Source organism: Cyclobacterium amurskyense (assembly GCF_001050135.1).
Lineage (GTDB): Bacteria > Bacteroidota > Bacteroidia > Cytophagales > Cyclobacteriaceae > Cyclobacterium > Cyclobacterium amurskyense.
Genome location: NZ_CP012040.1, coordinates 5,310,527 through 5,329,513, shown reverse-complemented (window position 1 = coordinate 5,329,513; position 18,987 = coordinate 5,310,527). Strand labels below are relative to the sequence as shown.

Here is an 18,987-nt window from a genome sequence, read left to right as displayed (position 1 = left end):
TTCCTCTCTCAGGTAGGGGTGTTGGTTTCTTCGATTAACTGAAATTTGAACTTAGCATTAGGTCTTAGTTGAGCAAGCCTTGAAATACCCCTCACTGACAATTGCAAAATCCGATGATATCCCCCGGTAACCTGGGCATCCTTCATTAAAACAATCATTTTTCCAGCATGGGTTAACTGTACTGTTCCAGGGTAAACAGGGCTTGAGATAAGCTCTGGAAGTTCATGTTTTAATTTCTCCTTCAGGTGGATTCCCATTCTGTTTTGGATTGGGGAAAGCGTAAATGTACTGTGTCTCAAGGTAAATTGATGTTCTTTACTCAAAGCTGAAAAGGAGGGACCAGGATAGGTAGGGACAAACATCAAGTCGGAGAATACTCTGGGTTTAATTTTGGAGAAATCGAATGGAATAGTTTGAGGTGCATTGGTATAAGGCAAAATACCATTGTCTGAAAACTTTGACAATTGGGTGATTTTTTGATAAAAGCTCTGACTTCCCAAAACTTTTTCACATTGAAAATCTCCATTTATTGCCAAATAAAGCCATTGTCCTTTACTAAAAGGAGGCATGTTTACTCTTGCGCCTGCTGAAACATTGATAATTTCATTGGTTGAAAAAAGATCTCCATCAACTATTATTTTTGCATTGGCTCCGGTACATACTATTTGGCAATTTTCTGTAAAATATAGTTTGACATTTCCCATATAGATCTCCAAACACGCCGCACCGGGGTCTTTTCGTACAAGTAAATTGGCAAGGTGGAAGGCTTCCTCGTCCATAGCTCCGGACAAAGGAATTCCCTTATCCACAAAACCAAACCTACCTTTGTCTTGGATGGTAGTGTATAATCCTGCTTTGAGAAAGATTATTTTACCCACAATAAGCTGTTTTTTCCCAATTATGAACACTGCCTTCCTGAAGCTCAGTATAGCGTTGTGGAGAGATGGATGCAAATTGAACCTTGTCTCCAGGATTAAAAGGTAATTTTACCTGGCCATTTTCAAAGATGGCCACCGGTGTTTTACCTACTACGTACCAACCACCTGGGCTGTCCACAGGATAAATTCCTGTTTGAGATCCACCAATGGCCACACTACCTTTGCTGATTTTCCTGTCAGGAATGGTTTTTCTAGGGATATGCAAAGTTTCAGGTAAACCTCCCAGGTACATGAATCCGGGTAAAAAGCCATAAAAGTACAATAGAAAGCTTTTGCTGGTATGGTATTCAATCAATGTCTCCAAATCCATGTTTTTCTCTTGTAAATATTGATTTTGGGAGGAGACTATTTCTGGAGCATAACAAACTGGTACGGTCCAAATCCATCTCGCAGGCAAATTTTCTCTAGACATAGGCCGTTTAATAAACTCTTTTAGCCAAGTTGTAACTTCACTTGCATATTCTATTTCTTTGAGTTGAATGCTTAAAACTTGGTAACTGTGGTAGATGCTAGAGATTATAGGGGAATACTTATTTTCAATGTTATTTTTGAGCGCAATTATTTCCAATAAAACATCTTCTGCAATGATTTTCGGCCAATGTAATTCTATGATTTTTGGTCCTAAGGAGAAAATTTGAATAGGATATTTCATCTATCGTTTTTCCTGGTTTGAATTATTGGGGCTAGTGTTTGGGCTATTTCGAGGGCTTTTGGATGGTCTCCATGTATGCAGATAGTGTTTACTTTAATGGTATACTCTTTCTGATCTATTGTCGAAATAATTCCAGATTTAATCATGGACAAGACTTGACTTTTAATCGTATCCAAATTGGTCAATAAGGAACCGGCTTCTTTTCTGCTAGCCAATGTTGACCCGTCTAAATAGGCACGGTCTGCAAAACCTTCATATTTCACGGGAATATCATGTAGTAAGGCTTCTTTGGCCATGAAAGAACCATAAGGAGCATACAAGGCAAGGCCTTTGTACCGAGTAGCAATAAGTTGGGCCAGTTGTTGGGCCAGTTTTTGAGAGGAAAGGCTCATAAGGTAAAGAGCTCCATGGAATTTTATGTGATTCAATTCCAGGTTTTCTTTGGCAGCCACCGTATTGATTAAATCAATCTGGTGAATTAAACTTTTCTGTAGTTGTGGGAAAGGCAGATCCATTGGGATTCTCCCGAAATTAGCGCGATCAGGGTAGGAGGGGTGAGCCCCAATTTTCACCTGATGTTTTTTCGCAAGTTTGATTGTTTGTGAAATGCTATGTACATTGCCAGCATGTCCCCCAGCGGCAATATTACAACTTCCCAAATAGGGCATAATGGCCTCGTCGTTTGGCATTCCTTCTCCCAGGTCACAATTTAGTTCCACGTCCACACTCATAGGTACAAGAATACGATGTATTTGTAATATAATGCTGAATTTCTAAAAAGAATCCATTTGGCGACATTACTAAATATACTTTGCCGCAACATTTTCCGTTTTCTTTTCGTCTTGAAGATAGAAATTAAGGTAAAAATTATGAAATATTCAATCAGCTTATTGGTAATATCCCTTGGGGTATTTTTTTCTGCTTGCAGTCCGGTACGAGTTTTCTTAGAAAAAAATGAAGTAGCAAGTATTGATGCTTATAAAACGTTTTACGTCATCAACCAATATTACGATAAAGATGCTTTTGAATCTCCGGTTTTGGAGGAGAATTTACAATATAGGCTTACAGAAGGTATGAAAAATTTGGGCTTTGAGCAGAATGAAACCAAGCCAGACCTAATCGTAAGGTACAATACAAACCTCACTGACAGACAGAAAGAGGTCAATCATCGCCCCATGATGAGCCCCTATTATGGTTATGGTGGGTTTTACAGTCCTTATATGATGCCCTATCCCTATGGTGGAAGGAGTTCATACAGTGTGGAGAAATACGATATGGGTGAATTGGTAGTGGATTTTATAGACACCAAACAGGATAAAGTGGTGATGCGGATCAGTGCAGTAGGAGAAATCACCAAGCCAAAACAGAAAACAAAAAATCTGTTTCTTTCAGTGGAAAAAATCCTCAAAGCCTTTGCTAAAAGCGTAATTTCTTAATCCCCAAACAAAGTCCAAGCTTTGCCAGTGCCAGAGTAGGGGCTAAAGCACTAAGTTGTAGTTGGCCTTTAAGGTCTGGTAGACCTTATTTACAGGCAATCCCATTACATTATAATAAGAACCTTTAATACAATCTATACCTACCAGACCTATCCACTCCTGTATTCCATAGGCTCCGGCTTTGTCAAATGGTTTGAATTGGCTTATATAATAAGTTATTTCTTCCTGAGAAAGTTTTGAAAAACTCACCTCAGTTTTATCACAGAAAGTGAATTTTTTATCCATATCAGCTATACAAACGCCAGTAGTCACTAGGTGGCTTTTCCCATTGATTAATTCAAGCATTTTGAAGGCCTCATTTTCATTTAAAGGTTTGTTGAGGATGGTATTGTTTGCGATTACTACCGTGTCGGCCGTTATCAGCACCTCATCTTTTTTCAAACTTGGAAGGAAGGTACCTGCTTTTTTTTCAGCCAGATAGGTAGCCACTTCTTCTGAATCTAGATTCTCCGGATAACTTTCATCCGTATCCATTGTTTTCACCTCAAATTCCAGCCCCAGGTCTCTGAGTAACTGTTGTCTTCTGGGGGAATTGGAAGATAAAATGATTTTTTTATTATTAATTAACATGTTTGATTTCGGTTTTTTGATCAATTTTAAATCCAAAAATAAGTTTTGAGATTTCCTTAAACCAGTAAATGGCTTTAGATATCTCAATTAGTTAAATTTTAGGAGACCTTGGCCACTTGATAGGGAAGCAAAGTATAGGTTTACAAATTCGGTTTATAGCTGGAAATAGACCTGTTTTATTTTGGTTTTTTCCTCTTTAAGGCCTCAAATTTCCACATTCTTTATACCTTATGAAGGTTTAAATTAATTACGAATAGGGGGCTTTTGCATTTATAAAGTGCTTGAGAAGGCTCCAATTGTATTATCACTTATAAATAATTAGGGGACATTGAAAACTGAAATTACCAAAAGTGCATGTAATTTTGTTGAATCCACTTAAAAACCTTATTTTTGGGGGTTTTATTACCCTATTGGGTTAGTAATTTGTTAAACATCAAAGTAAATACACATTGGATATATTTGAAAAACTGAACACCAATCTTGGTCCACTAGGTAAGCATTCCGAGTTATCAGAAGGATATTTCATGTTTCCAAAATTGGAGGGTGAAATAGCTCCTAGGATGAAATTTAAAGGTAAAGAGGTTCTGAATTGGAGTTTAAACAACTATTTGGGTTTAGCCAATCATCCAGAAGTAAGGCAAGCAGATGCTGATGCTGCCACAAAATGGGGAGCCGCCTACCCAATGGGTGCCAGAATGATGTCTGGGAATACTGATCTCCACGAGCAACTTGAGAATGAGTTGGCCGAATTTGTAGGTAAAGAGAAAGCCTATTTATTAAATTACGGTTACCAGGGAATCATGAGTGTAATTGATTCACTGATTGACCGAAAAGATGTAATTGTTTACGACAGTGAGTGTCATGCTTGTATTATTGATGCATTGCGTATGCACATGGGTAAACGATTTGTTTTTCCACACAATGACATGGAAAGTTGTGAAAAGCAACTTAAAAGAGCTGAGCGATTAAGCAAAGAAACAGGTGGTGGAATTTTGGTCATTACTGAAGGTGTATTTGGTATGACTGGAGATATGGGCAACTTGAAAGAGATTGTTAAATTAAAGGATAAATTTCAATTTAGACTTTTAGTAGATGATGCACATGGTTTTGGTACTATGGGTAAAACAGGTGCTGGAAGCGGTGAGGAGCAAGAAGTTCAAGATCAAGTAGATTTATATTTTTCAACTTTTGCTAAATCTATGGCAAGTATTGGCGCGTTTATTGCGGGAGATGCTAAAGTTGTACATTACTTAAAATACAACATGCGTTCTCAGATATTCGCTAAGGCACTTCCATTAATTATGGTTGAAGGGGCTTTAAAGCGTCTTGACATGTTGAAGAACAGACCTGAATTCAAAGATAACCTTTGGAAGATCGTTCGTGCATTGCAAAATGGATTAAAGGAAAAAGGATTCAGTATTGGATCTACAAATTCTCCTGTAACACCAGTTGTTTTGAATGGTACTGTGGGTGAAGCAGCGACTTTGAGCAAGGATTTAAGAGAAAACTATAATATCTTTTGTTCAGTTGTTATTTATCCTGTTGTTCCAAAAGGAATGATTATATTGCGTTTAATACCTACTGCAGTTCATAGTCTTGAGGATGTGGTAGAAACAATCGCCGCTTTCGAAGCTATAAAGGAAAAATTGAGTAGTGGCTATTATAAAACAACAGAATTGGCAACCTCTTTTGGTGAATAAAATCAGAAAAAATTGCTTAAACTGTAAAATTATAAAGTATTTAACTATATTGAATAAAAAAAAACAATTTCATCATTAACCTAAATAAACTTTTAATTATGAACAGATTTAATGAAATCAAAGATCTTATAATGTCTCTTGAAGCTGATTTTGACAAATTCTATGACAAGAAAAATCAAGCTGCTGGAACTAGAGTAAGAAAAGGCATGCAAGATTTGAAAAATATGGCGCAGGATATAAGAAAAGAAGTTCAGGATATCAAGAATACCTGATTTGAAAATTTAATAAAAAGGGGGACTTAATATTTTAAGTCCCCCTTTTTATTTTATATATGTTTTTTAACCCGGATTATGTAATAGGATTTCTCCGCCCTGACAATTGTCAGGGGTGAAGCCTGTCCCGTGTTTACGGGAAGTGTTGCAATCTCAAGAAAATCAGGCTGTTTGGAGATTTTAGTATAGCACCGCTATGGTGAAATGGAAAACAGCAACGATTGGGTATTTTGAAGCGATTTCAGCACGTAATAGATTGTCTATTGCATATTTCGGGCTTAATTTACTCCAAATGTGGAGAATAGAACTGATTGGTATTGATTTTACCTGCAGCGGATTTAATTCTAGACTTAAGCTCCTCTGAAGCTTTTAATAGAGGAAGTCTTACATTGCCCTCACAAATCCCCAAATGCTCCATTAGGCATTTTACTCCTACAGGATTACTTTCCTCATACATTAGTGGATTGATGTCTAATAAACTAAAGGTGCCTTTTTTTGAATATTCCCCATTACCGTGAATAATCGCTCCCATAATTTCAGGGTAGGCATTAGCAATAACAGATATTACACCTTCGGCGCCAATACTTCTCATTGGCGTAGTGATCATGTCATCACCTGAGATCAAAAGAAAATCGTTCGGCTTGCCATTGGCAATACGCATGCATTGCTCCAAGTCCCCGCTAGCTTCTTTAATTCCGATAATGTTCTTGTGCTTGGCCAATTCTAAAGTTGTATTTGCACTTAAATTGGACATGGTTCTCCCAGGGACATTGTACAAAATCACTGGGACAGGACATTTGTCTGCCAAAGCGGTATAATGTGCGATTATTCCTGATTGGCTCGGTTTATTGTAATAGGGACTTACCGATAGAACAGCAGCAATTTCGGAAAAATCGATGTTGTCTATAGCAGATAAAATTCCTGCAGTATTATTTCCTCCAAGGCCGTAAACAATAGGAACTCTTGAACGATTGATTTTTATAGTGAATGAGAGTACATCCATTTTTTCTTCCTCAGAAAGTGTGGCTGACTCTCCCGTAGTACCTTGTACAACAAGATAATCCACATTACCCAGAATTACATGCTCAATAACACTTTCCAAAGCAGGGTAATCAATTGCTCCATCTGCTTTAAAAGGAGTTACTAATGCTACTCCGGTACCTGTAAACTTTTTCATTTTAATTAATCTGCTTTAAATATTTTATCAACAGCGCTGTCCCTGATTGAATATCTTTTTCTTCATTATTTAACATCAAATCCAAATAGGGTTCTGTTTCCTTGTTATAAAACCCCATGCTATAAGATGTCGACTGTAATTGTAGTAAAAATAAGGTAAAGTAATTTAGTCTTTCCGGAGTAAAAATAATCAAATCTGGTGTAAGGGAAAGCAATTGAATTAGTTTTTCTCTGGGTTTACCAAATAAAGTAAAATCTTTATAAGAAAAAGCCTGTTCATCTACTGATTTCTCGTCATAATAATTCCCCATGACCGTGATTTCATTTCCAAGGTCGGAATGAACTACCTCCTTAATTACTTCAATTTCTTCTTTGCTACTCGCAATAATTGAAATGGTTTTAATATTAGCGGTATTTAAGAGGATGGATTTCTGGGTTAACTTTTTCTTTGGATTTTCTAAAATACTTTTTACGTAATATTCCCTTATCCATTTCATCTGTTCTTATTTTATTTCTTTGTTTTTACCACACATTTCTAAAAAAGATTCCTCTGAAATCAATGGAATATTTAGTTTTCGGGCTTTTTCCTTTTTACTAGGCCCCATTTCTTCTCCTTCGATTATGAAATCAAGGTTTTTAGAAACAGACTTGGAATAAGTACCCCCATGAGATGCTACAAAATCCATGATCTCATCTCTCTTAAAATGATTTAATCGACCTGAAGCAAGAATTTTTTTACCTTCCAAAATGGTACTTTCTAACTGAGTCTCCTTTTCTGAAAGTTGAAATTGTAGGCCCTTTGCTTTTAGTTTATCTATGATCATTCTGTTTTTCTCTTTGGAGAAAAACAATCCTATACTTTGCACTAAAGTCTCACCTACACCATTGATTTCAAGTAATTCTTCTGCACTTGCCTTTTCTAGGTTCTCTATATTTTGGAAGTGTTTGGCCAACAATATAGCCGTATTTTCACCAATATTCCTGATACCTAATCCAAATAATACTTTTGGAAAGGGTTGGGAAGTCGATTGGGCGATCCCATCCAGCATATTTTTTATCACACCTTCCTGAAAAGTACTTCCTTTTAGTTTATTAATTTGATCCATAGCCCCACCAAATAAATCAACCGTATCATTGATTACTATTTCGTGAACACTATTTTTATTCTTTGTTTTGCCTGTAAATTCTGCAAGGCTATTTTCATTTCCAGTTAAAATATATAGAATATAGGCGACAGGTACAAAATCTTCCACTAAATCAAATTCTCCTTTATCTAGCAGTGCATCTAGCTTTTTGATTGAATCCAGATTGCTTTTGGCTTTTTTACCTGTATTTTTTACAAAATTTATAAATTCTGAAACCTTTTCATGCAAACTATAATTCTCATGCGTATCAATAAAGGAATCAATTTCCTTCAAGGTCAAATGTTGGCTTATGGCATACAATGCCTTTTTCAAGCTTACATACAAATACCCATCACTGTTTTTGGAATATTGATCATCGGATACCTCTAGCCCCAACAATTCTCCTTTTTTCTCAGGCAAATAATAAAGGTCTGCCAGATCCTGTACATAGCCCTGTTGGATCAATGCCCTGAGCCTTTCGGTCCCTAGCGAGTCAATATTCATGGCTCTTTTTGATACAAAGTGCTCAATTCTCCCTAAAACCTGAGGAGGGCAGGCTTCGTCATTTGGACAGAAGTGTTTCGCCTCACCCTCATTTCTTTCCAACAAGGTACCGCATTCTGGACAATGCTTGATATATACAATGGGTTTGCTTCCTGAAATTCTTCTTTCCAACACTACCCCAGTGATTTTTGGAATGATCTCTCCTCCTTTTTCTACATTTACTGTATCACCCTCATGAAGGTCCAGCCTTTCAATTTCATTGGCATTGTGTAGGGATGCTCTTTTTACAGTAGTTCCTGCCAGTGAAACAGGGGATAAATTCGCTACAGGCGTGATTGCACCTGTTCTACCCACCTGATATTGAATAGACAAAAGGGTGGATTCAGCACTTTCTGCCTGGTATTTAAAGGCAATGGCCCATTTTGGAATTTTCGCGGTAAAGCCCAATTCCTCTTGCTGCCGGTAATCATTTACCTTAATTACCACGCCATCAGTCTCTACTGAAAGATGGTGTCGCTTTTCTCTCCAATATTCGATATATGCCAAAACCTCATCAAGATTTTGGCATTGTTTGTAAGTAGGAGATACATTGAATCCCCAATTTTCCAAAAGTTGTAGCGATTCTCCATGCTCTATAATGCCATAGTCATCTGCTATCAATTGGTATAGATAACAATTCAGCCTTCTTTTGGCAACTACGGATGAATCTTGCATTTTGAGGGTTCCAGATGCAGTGTTTCTAGGGTTGGCCAGTAAACTTTCCCCACTTTCAAGCCTTTCAGCGTTGATTTTCTCAAAGCCCTGCTTGGAGAGAAATATTTCACCCCTGGCTTCAAAATAGCTAGGAAGATTTTCTTGGTCTTTGATGACCAAAGGTATGGTTCTAATGGTTTTGACATTTTCAGTCACTACATCTCCTTTGTATCCATCTCCCCGCGTGACTGCTCTTGTTAATACTCCATTTTCATAAACCAAACTGATGGCTACACCATCAAATTTCAATTCACATAAATAGTTGTAATTTCTATGTTCAAGTCCTTTGGCTACCCTTTCGTCAAAGGCTATTAATTCTTCTTTGGAATAGGTATTGCCCAATGAAAGCATGCGTACAGAATGTTCCGCCGTCTCAAAGTTTTTTGTGATGGTGCCACCAACCCTTTGGGTAGGGCTGTCCTCTTTTTTTAAATCAGGATACTCATTCTCCAATTGAATGAGCTTATCAAGTAACTGATCAAAATCAAAATCACTAATTTCGGATTTGTCCTCCTGGTAATAAAGGTGATTGTAATGATTGATCTCTCTCGTCAACTCATCGATTAACTTCCCTGCCTCTTTTTTATTTACTTTATTCATTTAAAAAATGATCACAATTTCTTCCTTCAAATGTACTGTTTTTGATTATAAATTAATGGCATTGGCAGCAAAATAAAACCTGCTTTTTCTGAGCTAAATTCACTTTTGAGTAAAAGGCATTATGCTTCCTCAAAGGCCTTTTTAATCTCCTCTGAGGTCATCTTAAGTTTTTGCTTGCAAACTTTCACCAATTCACTGGCTTCCTGTACCATTTTGGTCAAATCATCCATTCCCTGATCTTCTTCTTCAAGCTGTTTTACCAACTGATCCAATCTAGCAATAGCTTCATCGTAGCTCAAGTTATCCTTTTTGTTTTTCATTTGTCTCTAATTTTTTGATAACAGAAGTTATTTTATCCCTTTTATTATAAGTAATCAGCTCATCACCGATTTTAAGGGTTTGCTTGTTAATAGGAATTCCGTCTTTCTCTGTTTTTGTATATCCCCGTTGCAATAGGGTTTGTGGATTGAGCCGGTCAATAGTTTTCCCATATTGGCCTAACTTTTCTTCGGCCTGTTTTAGTTTTCTTTCGGTTATTTTTCTCAAGCTTTCGTCAAGATGTACGCATTTGATGCTTTCCTTTTCTGTTCTGTAAAGAGATATTCGCCTTGCTTGCTGGGCGTATCGATCCAAAGCAAGATTACATTCGTTTAATTTTTGTCTCAGCAGGTTGGTTACCAGGTGAGTTTTGTCTGTTAGCCCTGCTTCTTCCGATTTTAATCTCGCCTGTATATGTCTTTCTATTGAGACCAGGTTCCTGTGCATATTGTCTTCAAATTCACTGAATCCAGACAATATAAAACTGGCAACGGCAGTGGGGGTTTTAAGCTTGGTGTGGGCAACCAAATCTGCAATTGATTCATCCCTCTCATGTCCAATTCCTGTCACAACAGGCAAACTTGCATTGGCAATGGCTTTGGCAAGTTCGTAATCATCAAAACAATCCAAGTCCGTTTGTGCACCACCTCCACGGACTATGACCAAAAGATCAAATTTCTCTTCCAACAATAAATCTTCAATATGTTGGATGGCTTGAATTATCTGAGGTACAGCATCTTTTCCCTGCATTGCTGCTTGAAAAAGCTGATAATGGATTTTGAAATGCTGTGGATTCTGATCCAGTTGATTGATAAAATCCCCATATCCAGCAGCCGTGACTGAACTAATGACAGCAATTTTTTGACTTACTATCGGCAATACATATTGCCTGTTCAAGTCCATTAAGCCTTCATTGGTTAACCGGCTAATTATTTCTTGCCGTTTTCGGGCTCTTTCCCCTAAGGTGAAATTGGGGTCTATGTCTTTAATTACCAGACTTATTCCATACAGTTCATGAAACTGCACACTTACCAGTGCCATTATATTCATGCCACCTTTAAGGGCTGTTCCGGTAGTGATTTCAAATTTTCTTGAAATGGATTGGTAGGTATAAGACCAGATATTTCCTCGGATTTTAGCTAGTATATTGCCATCCGATTTTTCTATTAAATCAAGGTAAGCATGACCTCTTACGCCTGCCCTTAACTCACCTATTTCTGCAATTACCCAATAGGTAGGAGCGAGGTGGCTATCTAAAGTACTTTTGATCAGCTCGTTTAGGGATAGAAGGGATATTGCTTGCTGCTGCATCTTACAAATTAACAAAAAATATGCTTAAAAGGAGGGTAATTTCTATTTGAACGGAAGCATTTTTTAATTAATAGGTAAGCTTGTATGGGTAAAAAAAGACAAAGCTTTTTTACCTACAGGTGGAAAGGATAGGTAGAGAATACAAATAGGTTGTGTTGTCCTCATTTTTCTAAGCATCTTGACAAGATTTCATGCTTAGTTTAGTAATCCATACTTACTTTTTCCTATTTTGGAATGCGCCCTAAAAAAAGTGAATGTTGAAAATTTAATAAAATTCTCTTGGGCTAAATATAAAAGTTATAATCTTAATGTTAGATTGACATCCCTAATTATTACTCTCCGATCTGGGTTGTCTTTCTTCCCTTTGTTTTCGTTGCATTTTATAAATGTGGCGAGTGAAATCCCTATTGATTTCATTCAATTCAAGAGCCTGAACAGGGCTAAGCGTATCCGCTATTTTTCTTAGAAATACCTTCTCAGCATTCATAAGATTCTCTTGAATGCTAAATCTTTTTTCCATTAATTCTCTGGCCTGAGCATTTGAAATTTTTTCATCTCCTGTTTTAGATATGTTGCGCATTTCCCGCATCATTGAGTTTCTTTTACCTTGAAACTCATTGTATAAAGGCCAGAATTTCTCTGCTTGATCAGGGCTAAGTGACAGTCGATTGGTAATGAAGGCCACTCTTGCAGCTTCCAATTTTTCCTTGTCCACCTGATTGTTTTTCTGAGCGTACACAGAGAAAGTCAGTAATGTAAATAAGAAAGCAATTGCTAAATTTTTCATATCAATAAAATATTTCATTCTCCAATAAACCTTCGTCTATCCATGTCTGGTTGCTCCACTCTTCTTCTGTAATATCGTCAAGGAGCTCGTTGGGGTTGTCAGCCAAAAGTAATACATCTTCCACATTCCAAACACCTGATTCGATGTAATATTCAACCTCTTCATTTAATTCTGTCTGATAATTGATTGAAGAAGTTACCGTGTCATTGTTATTGAACAAAAAGAAGCCAATAATGACAACTGCGGCTGCGGCCATACCACTGAGATAGTATTGTAGAGCTTTAGGTTTCCGCTTTTCAAGAATTTTATCCGGAAGGTTCTCAAAGTAATTTTCCGGAGTCCTGAATATATTCTTCTTTGGGAATTTTTCCATACTGTTGTTTGACCGTTTTTTTATCAATAGGTTTAATCCTTGCTCAGATATTCTTCAATCTTTTTGACAGCATGATGATATCCTGCCTTAAGACTCCCTACACTTGTTTCAGTGATTTTGCTCATTTCTTCATAAGGTAATTCATCAAAATACCGAAGGTTAAAAATCAATCGCTGCTTTGTAGGTAATTTTAAAATGGCTTTTTGAAGTTTTTTTTCAATTTCATTGCCATCCACCAAGGGCGATTGATCTACATAGTTTTCCATCTTCTCGTGATAATCTTCGATCGGAATAGACAACTTTCTTTTCCTCTTTTCAATGAAATTTAAACTTTCATTGACTGCAATTCGGTAAATCCACGTAAATAGAGCGGAATTTTGATTGAACTTATGAATGTTTTTGAATGCCTTGATAAAGGTGTTTTGAACAACATCATCCGCATCCTCATGTACAATCACCATTTTTCTGACAATGCCATACACGTTTCGCTGGTAGGTCTCCACCAATAACCGAAAACCCTTTTCACGGGTTTTTGGGTAATTGATCATTTCCAGAAGTTCAGCATCGTTTTTTGGCTCCATTCATGTCTTTGACTATAATTTAACCAATTGGTTTAATTGCAGCCCTATTTTCTTTTAAAAATTTTATGTGCTTAGACTGTTTCCTCTCAAAAAGTCACCAATATCCATCCTTTTCTTGCCTTCCATCTGAAGGTTTAAAATAGAAAGCGTCCCTTCTCCTGTTTGAAAATGAACATAGGTTTTGTTGTCCGTTTTGAAAGCACCAACCTCTGTACCGCTACTGTCTGTTGCAAGGACCTCAGATTTGAAGATTTTACAGGTTTTATCGTTGATCCTGCACCAGGCACCCGGATAGGGTGAAAGCCCTCGTATAAGGTTATGAATAGCTACAGCCGGTAGATTCCAGTTGATTTCACCAGTTTCCTTAAAGATTTTAGGAGCATGGTTCTTCGCCTTTGTCTCATCTTGTACTCTGGGCTGTACCTCTCCCTTTACAATGGCGTCCAAAGTTTTAACCACCAACTTAGCGCCTTTTTGCATTAATTTCTCGTACAAATCTCCCAGGTTATCCTCCGGTAGGATAGGAACATCTTCCTGGAATAAAATACTTCCAGTATCGATTTCATGTTTTAAGAAAAATGTGGTTACCCCAGTTTTGGTTTCCCCATTGATAATGGCCCAATTGATAGGAGCAGCACCACGGTAATCAGGTAATAGAGAAGCGTGAAGATTAAAAGTGCCTAGCGGAGGCATGGACCAAACTACTTCTGGTAGCATCCTGAAGGCTACAACCACCTGTAGCTCGGCCTTATACGACTTGAGGGTCTCTATAAAATCTGGGTTTTTTAGATTGGGTGGTTGAAGAACCGGTATACCATGCTTCACAGCACAATCTTTTACTGGAGAGTTCTTCGGCTTTCTTCCCCGGCCTTGTAATTTGTCCTGAGCCGTGATCACAGCAATTATATTCCAACCATCTTCAATCATGGCTTCCAATGGGGCTACCGCAAATTCCGGTGTTCCCATGAATATGATCCTTAGGTCTTTTTTTTCCATCGTTTTATTCATAGATCAGGTATTCTTTTCTTTTTGCTTTATAAAGGTCTAATTCCTCCTGCCAGGTGGAGCGAATGCTCGCTTCCGACTCTCCAGCGATAATCAATTTTCTTAACTGATCTGATCCGGCAAGCTTGTCAAAAAAAGCATTGAAAAATGAGGCTCCTTTATTGGCTTTTTGATATGCTTCTAATAAGTAAGATAGGGTGAATTGGTGGGAGAGGGGTTCATCTCTTAAATCCTTGCCATAGCAAAGCTTGTCTTGCTGTGGGGGATATTTGGACATTCCCTCTATGCTTACGGGTGTAAATGTGAAATCTCCAAATTTCGGATCAGGATAACCATATACCTGAAAAGGAAACAGTGTTCCTCTTCCAAGGCTTACATCTGTACCTTCAAAGAAACATAGAGAAGGGTACAAGCGAATAGCAACATCATTTGGTAAATTTGGTGAAGGCTTTACTGGTAAGGAATAATGATTTTCATGCTTCCAGTTGCCTACAGGAACAACTTCCAAAGGTGCCTTAACGCCTTCTTTTAGCCAACCTTCTCCATTGATCATCTGGGCTAACTCACCTACAGTAAGTCCATGGATAATGGGAATAGGGTGCATTCCAACAAAGCTTTCATAACCTTTTTGTAGTACGGGACCATCTATATAGTCCCCGTTGGGATTGGGTCTATCAAAAACCATTAAGGTTTTGTTTTGTTCTGCGCAGGCTTCCATTAGATAGTGCAGGGTGCTGATAAAGGTATAAAAGCGAATGCCTACATCCTGAATGTCAAAAATCACGATATCTACATCAGCAAGGGCGGCTGTGGAAGGTTTTTTTGATTTTCCGTATAAAGAAACCAAGGGCAGTCCGGTTTTTGGATCTACCGTATTGTCTACCTTTTCTCCAGCATCTGCATCTCCTCTAAAACCATGTTCAGGTACAAATACTTTCTTTACCTCAATGCCTTGTGCCAATAAGAAATCCACCAGGTGTAAATTCTCTTTGGAGATTAGGATACTGGTTTGGTTTACAGCAAGTGCAACTCTTTTACCTTTCAGTTTGGGTAAATAAATTTCAGGCCGGTCCGCACCAGGAAGAATTATAGGAGCGCTTGTCTCGGGGCTTGGTTTTTCTTCTAAATTGCGATTATTGTCCGGTTTACTTTTACAAAAAGTCATGTTACCAAACAAAAAAGCCAGGATAAGTATTAATTTAAGGTGCTTCATGTTAATTTGCGTTTCGGTTAACAAAATAAACGACTTCATTGAACCTTTCCTACTTCATTGCAAAAAGAATCAGTTTTAAAAAGACGGGAGGTTTCACCGGAACCATCCATCGGATTGCTGTAGCCAGTATTGCCCTTGGGCTTTCTATAATGATCATTTCCTTCTTGATTCTGGGAGGTTTTCAATCGGTGATTTCTAATAAGGTATTTTCTTTTACAGGGCATTATCAGGTCAATCAATTTGTGCTGAGTCAATCTCTCGAGGATTCTCCTACTAGCACCAATAGTGAATTTTATTCCAATTTCCGTGATAGAGCCTATATAGAACATGTTCAGGTTTTTGCCAATAAACCAGCACTTATAAAAGGGGAAGAGGAAGTAGAAGGTGTAATGATGAAAGGGGTAGGTAGAGATTTTGACAGCCTGGCCTTTAAACCATCGATAGTAAAAGGGCGGTTTATTCAGTTTGGAGACAGTGGCTCTTCTACCAATGAGATTGTGGTCAGCACCAAAATTGCCAGAAAGATGCTTTTGGATGTTGGGAGCAAGGTCACCATGTACTTTGTACAGGATCCTCCCCGCTTCAGAAGACTTGAAGTCGTGGGATTGTACGAAACCTTTTTGGAAGATTTTGATGATAAGTTTATTCTAGGAGATATTCGTGTCATACAAGTGCTGAATGATTGGGATGAAGATAAAGTTGGTGGATTTGAGGTCTTCTTAAAGGATCCTCAAACAATTGACCTTTATGAGGATGAGCTCTATGAAAGTATAGATTATGACTTGAGACTTACCAAAGCAACGGATAAGTTCATTCAGATTTTTGACTGGCTGGAATTGTTGAATAACAATGTCTATGTTTTTTTAGCCTTGATTCTATTTGTAGCTTCTTTCAATATGGTGTCCATTCTCTTTATTCTTATTATGGAAAGGACTTCTATGATTGGCTTATTAAAGGCTTTGGGTAGTACCAACCTGCAAATCCGTAATATCTTTATCTGGAATGGAATCCGAATTATAGGAAGAGGAATGTTATTGGGTAATTTGATTGGTTTGGGCTTTGGTTTACTGCAACAAAGCACCCACTTATTCAAGCTTAATGCTGAAAATTACTACATGAGCTATGTACCTATCGTGTGGGATTGGCCAATAATTTTAGGATTGAATGTATTAATATTGGTTATCACTACTGCAGTATTGTTTATTCCTGCAGTGATCATCAGTAACGTAAACCCTATCAAATCAATTAAATTTGACTAAGCTGTAAGAGGGGTTTTAAAATCAGATAATTGATTGTTCTTTGGCTTTTTTAGGCTTTACAAACATGCTTTTTACTTTCATGTAAATTACGCCAAGTATGGCTTCTCTAAAAATATGTTTAGACATTTTAGAGGTTCCTCTTGTGCGGTCAGTGAAAATAATGGGCACTTCCAGAATATCAAAGCCCATTTTCCAGGCTGTAAATTTCATCTCTATTTGGAAGGCATATCCTATAAATTTGACTTTGTTTAAGGGAATCGCTTCCAAAACTTTTCTATGATAGCATACAAAACCCGCTGTAGTATCTTTTATAGGAATTCCAGTAATGAACTGTACATACTTACTGGCGAAAAATGACATTAAAACCCTGCCCATAGGCCAATTGACCACATTTACACCTGATACATACCTAGAACCAATTACCAAATCATGTGAGCCTTTTACCGCTGCTGAATAGAGCAAACTTAAATCTTGTGGATTGTGAGAAAAGTCAGCATCCATCTCAAATATATAGGTGTAGCCCATTTTCAAAGCATAAGCAAAGCCTTCCAGATAGGCCGTACCTAGTCCCAGTTTGCCTTTTCTTATGATAAGGAAAAGCCGATCAGGAAAGGTTTCCTGCATCTGTTTTACCAATGAAGCGGTTCCATCAGGTGAACTGTCATCTATCACCAATAAATCAAAGTTTTCTGGCAGGGCCATAACTTCGATTATGAGATCCTGGATATTCTCCATCTCATTGAATGTAGGAACAATGACTAGTTTACTGCTTTTCATATTTGAGAATACAAAAGTAGGATTTAATACGGAATATTCTTCTGAGATCAGAAAAATTTGGTGATCGGAAAAAGTTAAAAGATGTAAAATATACAGGCCCAAGCCTCTTTCCAGGATGAGAGGGCTAACCGTGGCCTATGGACCGTATTGGAATAAATTACAGGTGAGAAAAGCAGTACTTACCTGCTATAATTGCAATCATTTTGGTGAAGTTTAGCGAATTCATTGCCTTTTAAGGCGGCTGTTTCCAAGTCGAAGCAAGATTGTCTAGGATTCTTTTCCATTAAACAAACAGCTCTTCTTGCCAAGGCCTCATAATGATTTGGATTCATTTCCAGAACCGTATCAAAATCTTCGACCGCCCAACTTTTATATCCCAATGTCATGAGGGCCAAACCCCGATTAAAAATGGCACTGACATTGTTTGGCTCCAGTTCAATGTATTTATTAAAGGTCACTACCACTCCTAGACCATCTCCAAGAAGGCCCATAGCGATTCCTTTATAATAATGCGGATTAGGTTCCCTAGGCCTTAGTTTGATGGCTAAATCTAAAAATTCTATAGCACTTTTATAACGTTCATTTTTGATCATTGCCCTGGATAGAAATAGGATTACATCATAGTCTTCAGGCACAATCATGGCTGCATAGAGTAAATTGTTTTCAGCTTCCTTGAAATCTCCCCGGTCCCAGGCAATTTTAGCTATTCCTGCATAGGCATAGGCGTATTTGGGATCTAAAGTAATAATCTTTTTATAGTCAGCCATTGCCTCCTTGTATTTACCCAATTCTTCATAAGACCTGGCCCGAAGGTGTAGGGTCTTGAGATCTGTGGTGCTTGCAAAAAGTACTTTGCTAAACTCTTCCACCGCCTCATCATAGGCCCCACTATTGTACAACTGTTCACCAGTTTTAAAATCTCCAAAACAGCTTGTCAGTAATAAGCAGGCCAATACTATTCTTAAATCCCTAAACACCATAATGTTAATTGTATTAAATGATTAGTTCAATATAATAGATAAATTTTAGTTTGACAAATATTTTTTCTATCAATTAATAAAATGACTAAATATTTAATACATCTTAGTGTTTTTAACAGCAACAAAAAACTTGAGTGCAATGCTAAGACACAAGGTTTTTAATTAGGATGGGCCAGGTCAAAGTCCAATTTAAATTGGTACTATAAGGCAAAGAAAGAGGGCAGATGTTGAAGTTAGCCTTGATTGAAATTCGCTTAGTTGGCTTCTACATACTTTTTAAAGTTGGTTAAGATGGCTTGCCAGCCTTGTAACTGAACCTCGATGCTGTTTTCAGCTTCTGACTCAAAGGATTCAGATACAGTGGTAGTGCCATTTTTATCTTGGAATTGAATAATTACTTTTCTACCATCAGCCAAGCCGTATTCAATTAGGTTCCCGGGTCGGATTTCCGAAAATGTGCCTTTAAAGGCATGCTGCCATCTTACGCAGCCATAATGTAGCTAAAACTACCGCCTATTTTAAACCCGGATTATGCAATAGACAATCTATTACGTGCTTAAATCGCTTCAAAATCAGCCACTTCGTTGCTGTTTTCAAT

Annotated in this window: 20 protein-coding genes and 1 pseudogene; 4 read left to right on the top strand and 17 right to left on the bottom strand. The window is 37.6% G+C overall.

Translation table 11 applies throughout. The annotated features are described in order from the left end of the window. Positions 1-8 precede the first annotated feature (8 nt). Genes CA2015_RS21335 through pxpA form a run of 3 tightly spaced genes read right to left on the bottom strand, consistent with a single transcriptional unit; the run spans position 9 to position 2,321 of the window. Positions 9-878 (bottom strand): 5-oxoprolinase subunit C family protein, encoded by an 870-nt coding sequence (locus tag CA2015_RS21335; protein ID WP_048643730.1) that lies wholly within the window; start codon positions 876-878, stop codon positions 9-11. Then, complete coding sequence (locus tag CA2015_RS21330; protein ID WP_048643729.1) at positions 871-1,590, bottom strand: 5-oxoprolinase subunit B family protein; 720 nt, start codon at positions 1,588-1,590, stop codon at positions 871-873. The genes CA2015_RS21335 and CA2015_RS21330 overlap by 8 nt, the downstream gene beginning before the upstream one ends. Further along, positions 1,587-2,321: a 5-oxoprolinase subunit PxpA gene (pxpA, locus tag CA2015_RS21325; RefSeq protein WP_048643728.1), complete on the bottom strand. Its 735-nt coding sequence runs from the start codon at positions 2,319-2,321 to the stop codon at positions 1,587-1,589. The genes CA2015_RS21330 and pxpA overlap by 4 nt, the downstream gene beginning before the upstream one ends. Before the next feature lie 138 nt (positions 2,322-2,459). Between pxpA and CA2015_RS21320 the strand changes: the two genes are divergently transcribed. Then, positions 2,460-3,026: a DUF4136 domain-containing protein gene (locus CA2015_RS21320; protein ID WP_048644677.1), complete on the top strand. Its 567-nt coding sequence runs from the start codon at positions 2,460-2,462 to the stop codon at positions 3,024-3,026. A 42-nt stretch (positions 3,027-3,068) separates the two neighbouring features. Here CA2015_RS21320 and CA2015_RS21315 read toward each other — a convergent pair whose 3' ends face one another. Further along, entirely contained in the window at positions 3,069-3,656 is a 588-nt protein-coding gene (locus CA2015_RS21315; protein WP_048643727.1) for a Maf family nucleotide pyrophosphatase, read from the bottom strand. 449 nt (positions 3,657-4,105) lie between these two features. Between CA2015_RS21315 and CA2015_RS21310 the strand changes: the two genes are divergently transcribed. Together CA2015_RS21310 and CA2015_RS21305 are read left to right on the top strand one after the other, a co-directional pair. Continuing rightward, entirely contained in the window at positions 4,106-5,356 is a 1,251-nt protein-coding gene (locus tag CA2015_RS21310) for an aminotransferase class I/II-fold pyridoxal phosphate-dependent enzyme (protein ID WP_048643726.1), read from the top strand. 98 nt (positions 5,357-5,454) lie between these two features. After that, positions 5,455-5,628 carry a histone H1 gene (locus tag CA2015_RS21305; protein WP_205749784.1) on the top strand — a complete coding sequence of 58 codons (174 nt, stop codon included), beginning with the start codon at positions 5,455-5,457 and terminating at the stop codon, positions 5,626-5,628. 283 nt (positions 5,629-5,911) lie between these two features. Here the strand turns inward: CA2015_RS21305 and dapA are convergent, their stop codons facing one another. The 10 genes from dapA to CA2015_RS21255 form a co-directional block, all read right to left on the bottom strand. Further along, positions 5,912-6,805: a 4-hydroxy-tetrahydrodipicolinate synthase gene (gene dapA, locus CA2015_RS21300; RefSeq protein ID WP_048643724.1), complete on the bottom strand. Its 894-nt coding sequence runs from the start codon at positions 6,803-6,805 to the stop codon at positions 5,912-5,914. A gap of 1 nt (position 6,806) precedes the next feature. After that, positions 6,807-7,301 carry a DUF6913 domain-containing protein gene (locus CA2015_RS21295; protein ID WP_048643723.1) on the bottom strand — a complete coding sequence of 165 codons (495 nt, stop codon included), beginning with the start codon at positions 7,299-7,301 and terminating at the stop codon, positions 6,807-6,809. 6 nt (positions 7,302-7,307) lie between these two features. Further along, positions 7,308-9,785, bottom strand: coding sequence for an NAD-dependent DNA ligase LigA (gene ligA, locus CA2015_RS21290; protein WP_048643722.1), 2,478 nt, complete (start codon positions 9,783-9,785; stop codon positions 7,308-7,310). 119 nt (positions 9,786-9,904) lie between these two features. Next, positions 9,905-10,105: an exodeoxyribonuclease VII small subunit gene (gene xseB, locus CA2015_RS21285; protein ID WP_048643721.1), complete on the bottom strand. Its 201-nt coding sequence runs from the start codon at positions 10,103-10,105 to the stop codon at positions 9,905-9,907. Next, positions 10,086-11,414 carry an exodeoxyribonuclease VII large subunit gene (xseA, locus tag CA2015_RS21280; RefSeq protein WP_048643720.1) on the bottom strand — a complete coding sequence of 443 codons (1,329 nt, stop codon included), beginning with the start codon at positions 11,412-11,414 and terminating at the stop codon, positions 10,086-10,088. Before xseA ends, xseB begins: the two co-directional genes overlap by 20 nt. Positions 11,415-11,739: 325 nt before the next feature. After that, on the bottom strand, positions 11,740-12,201 hold the full coding sequence (locus CA2015_RS21275) for a Spy/CpxP family protein refolding chaperone (RefSeq protein WP_048644676.1): 462 nt from the start codon (positions 12,199-12,201) through the stop codon (positions 11,740-11,742). Position 12,202: 1 nt separating this feature from the next. Then, a complete protein-coding gene (locus CA2015_RS21270; protein WP_048643719.1) occupies positions 12,203-12,574 on the bottom strand; it encodes a hypothetical protein in 372 nt (123 codons plus the stop codon). Positions 12,575-12,606: 32 nt separating this feature from the next. Next, positions 12,607-13,155, bottom strand: a complete 549-nt coding sequence (locus CA2015_RS21265; protein WP_048643718.1) for an RNA polymerase sigma factor — start codon at positions 13,153-13,155, stop codon at positions 12,607-12,609. 63 nt (positions 13,156-13,218) lie between these two features. After that, complete coding sequence (gene fmt / locus CA2015_RS21260; RefSeq protein ID WP_048644675.1) at positions 13,219-14,151, bottom strand: methionyl-tRNA formyltransferase; 933 nt, start codon at positions 14,149-14,151, stop codon at positions 13,219-13,221. Positions 14,152-14,155: 4 nt separating this feature from the next. Further along, positions 14,156-15,373 carry an exo-beta-N-acetylmuramidase NamZ family protein gene (locus tag CA2015_RS21255; protein WP_048644674.1) on the bottom strand — a complete coding sequence of 406 codons (1,218 nt, stop codon included), beginning with the start codon at positions 15,371-15,373 and terminating at the stop codon, positions 14,156-14,158. A 38-nt stretch (positions 15,374-15,411) separates the two neighbouring features. On the opposite strand from CA2015_RS21255, the gene CA2015_RS21250 reads away from it, so the two are divergent. Further along, positions 15,412-16,632 carry an ABC transporter permease gene (locus tag CA2015_RS21250; protein WP_048643717.1) on the top strand — a complete coding sequence of 407 codons (1,221 nt, stop codon included), beginning with the start codon at positions 15,412-15,414 and terminating at the stop codon, positions 16,630-16,632. Positions 16,633-16,653: 21 nt separating this feature from the next. Here CA2015_RS21250 and CA2015_RS21245 read toward each other — a convergent pair whose 3' ends face one another. The 3 genes and pseudogenes from CA2015_RS21245 to CA2015_RS24925 all read right to left on the bottom strand — a co-directional run. Continuing rightward, positions 16,654-17,409: a polyprenol monophosphomannose synthase gene (locus CA2015_RS21245; protein ID WP_048643716.1), complete on the bottom strand. Its 756-nt coding sequence runs from the start codon at positions 17,407-17,409 to the stop codon at positions 16,654-16,656. A gap of 179 nt (positions 17,410-17,588) precedes the next feature. Beyond that, the gene (locus tag CA2015_RS21240) at positions 17,589-18,389 is read right to left on the bottom strand and encodes a tetratricopeptide repeat protein (protein ID WP_048643715.1); all 801 of its coding nucleotides are present in this window, start codon (positions 18,387-18,389) and stop codon (positions 17,589-17,591) included. Between the two features lie 254 nt (positions 18,390-18,643). After that, positions 18,644-18,850, bottom strand: a pseudogene (locus CA2015_RS24925) (activator of HSP90 ATPase); the annotation flags it as partial. Positions 18,851-18,987 lie beyond the last annotated feature (137 nt).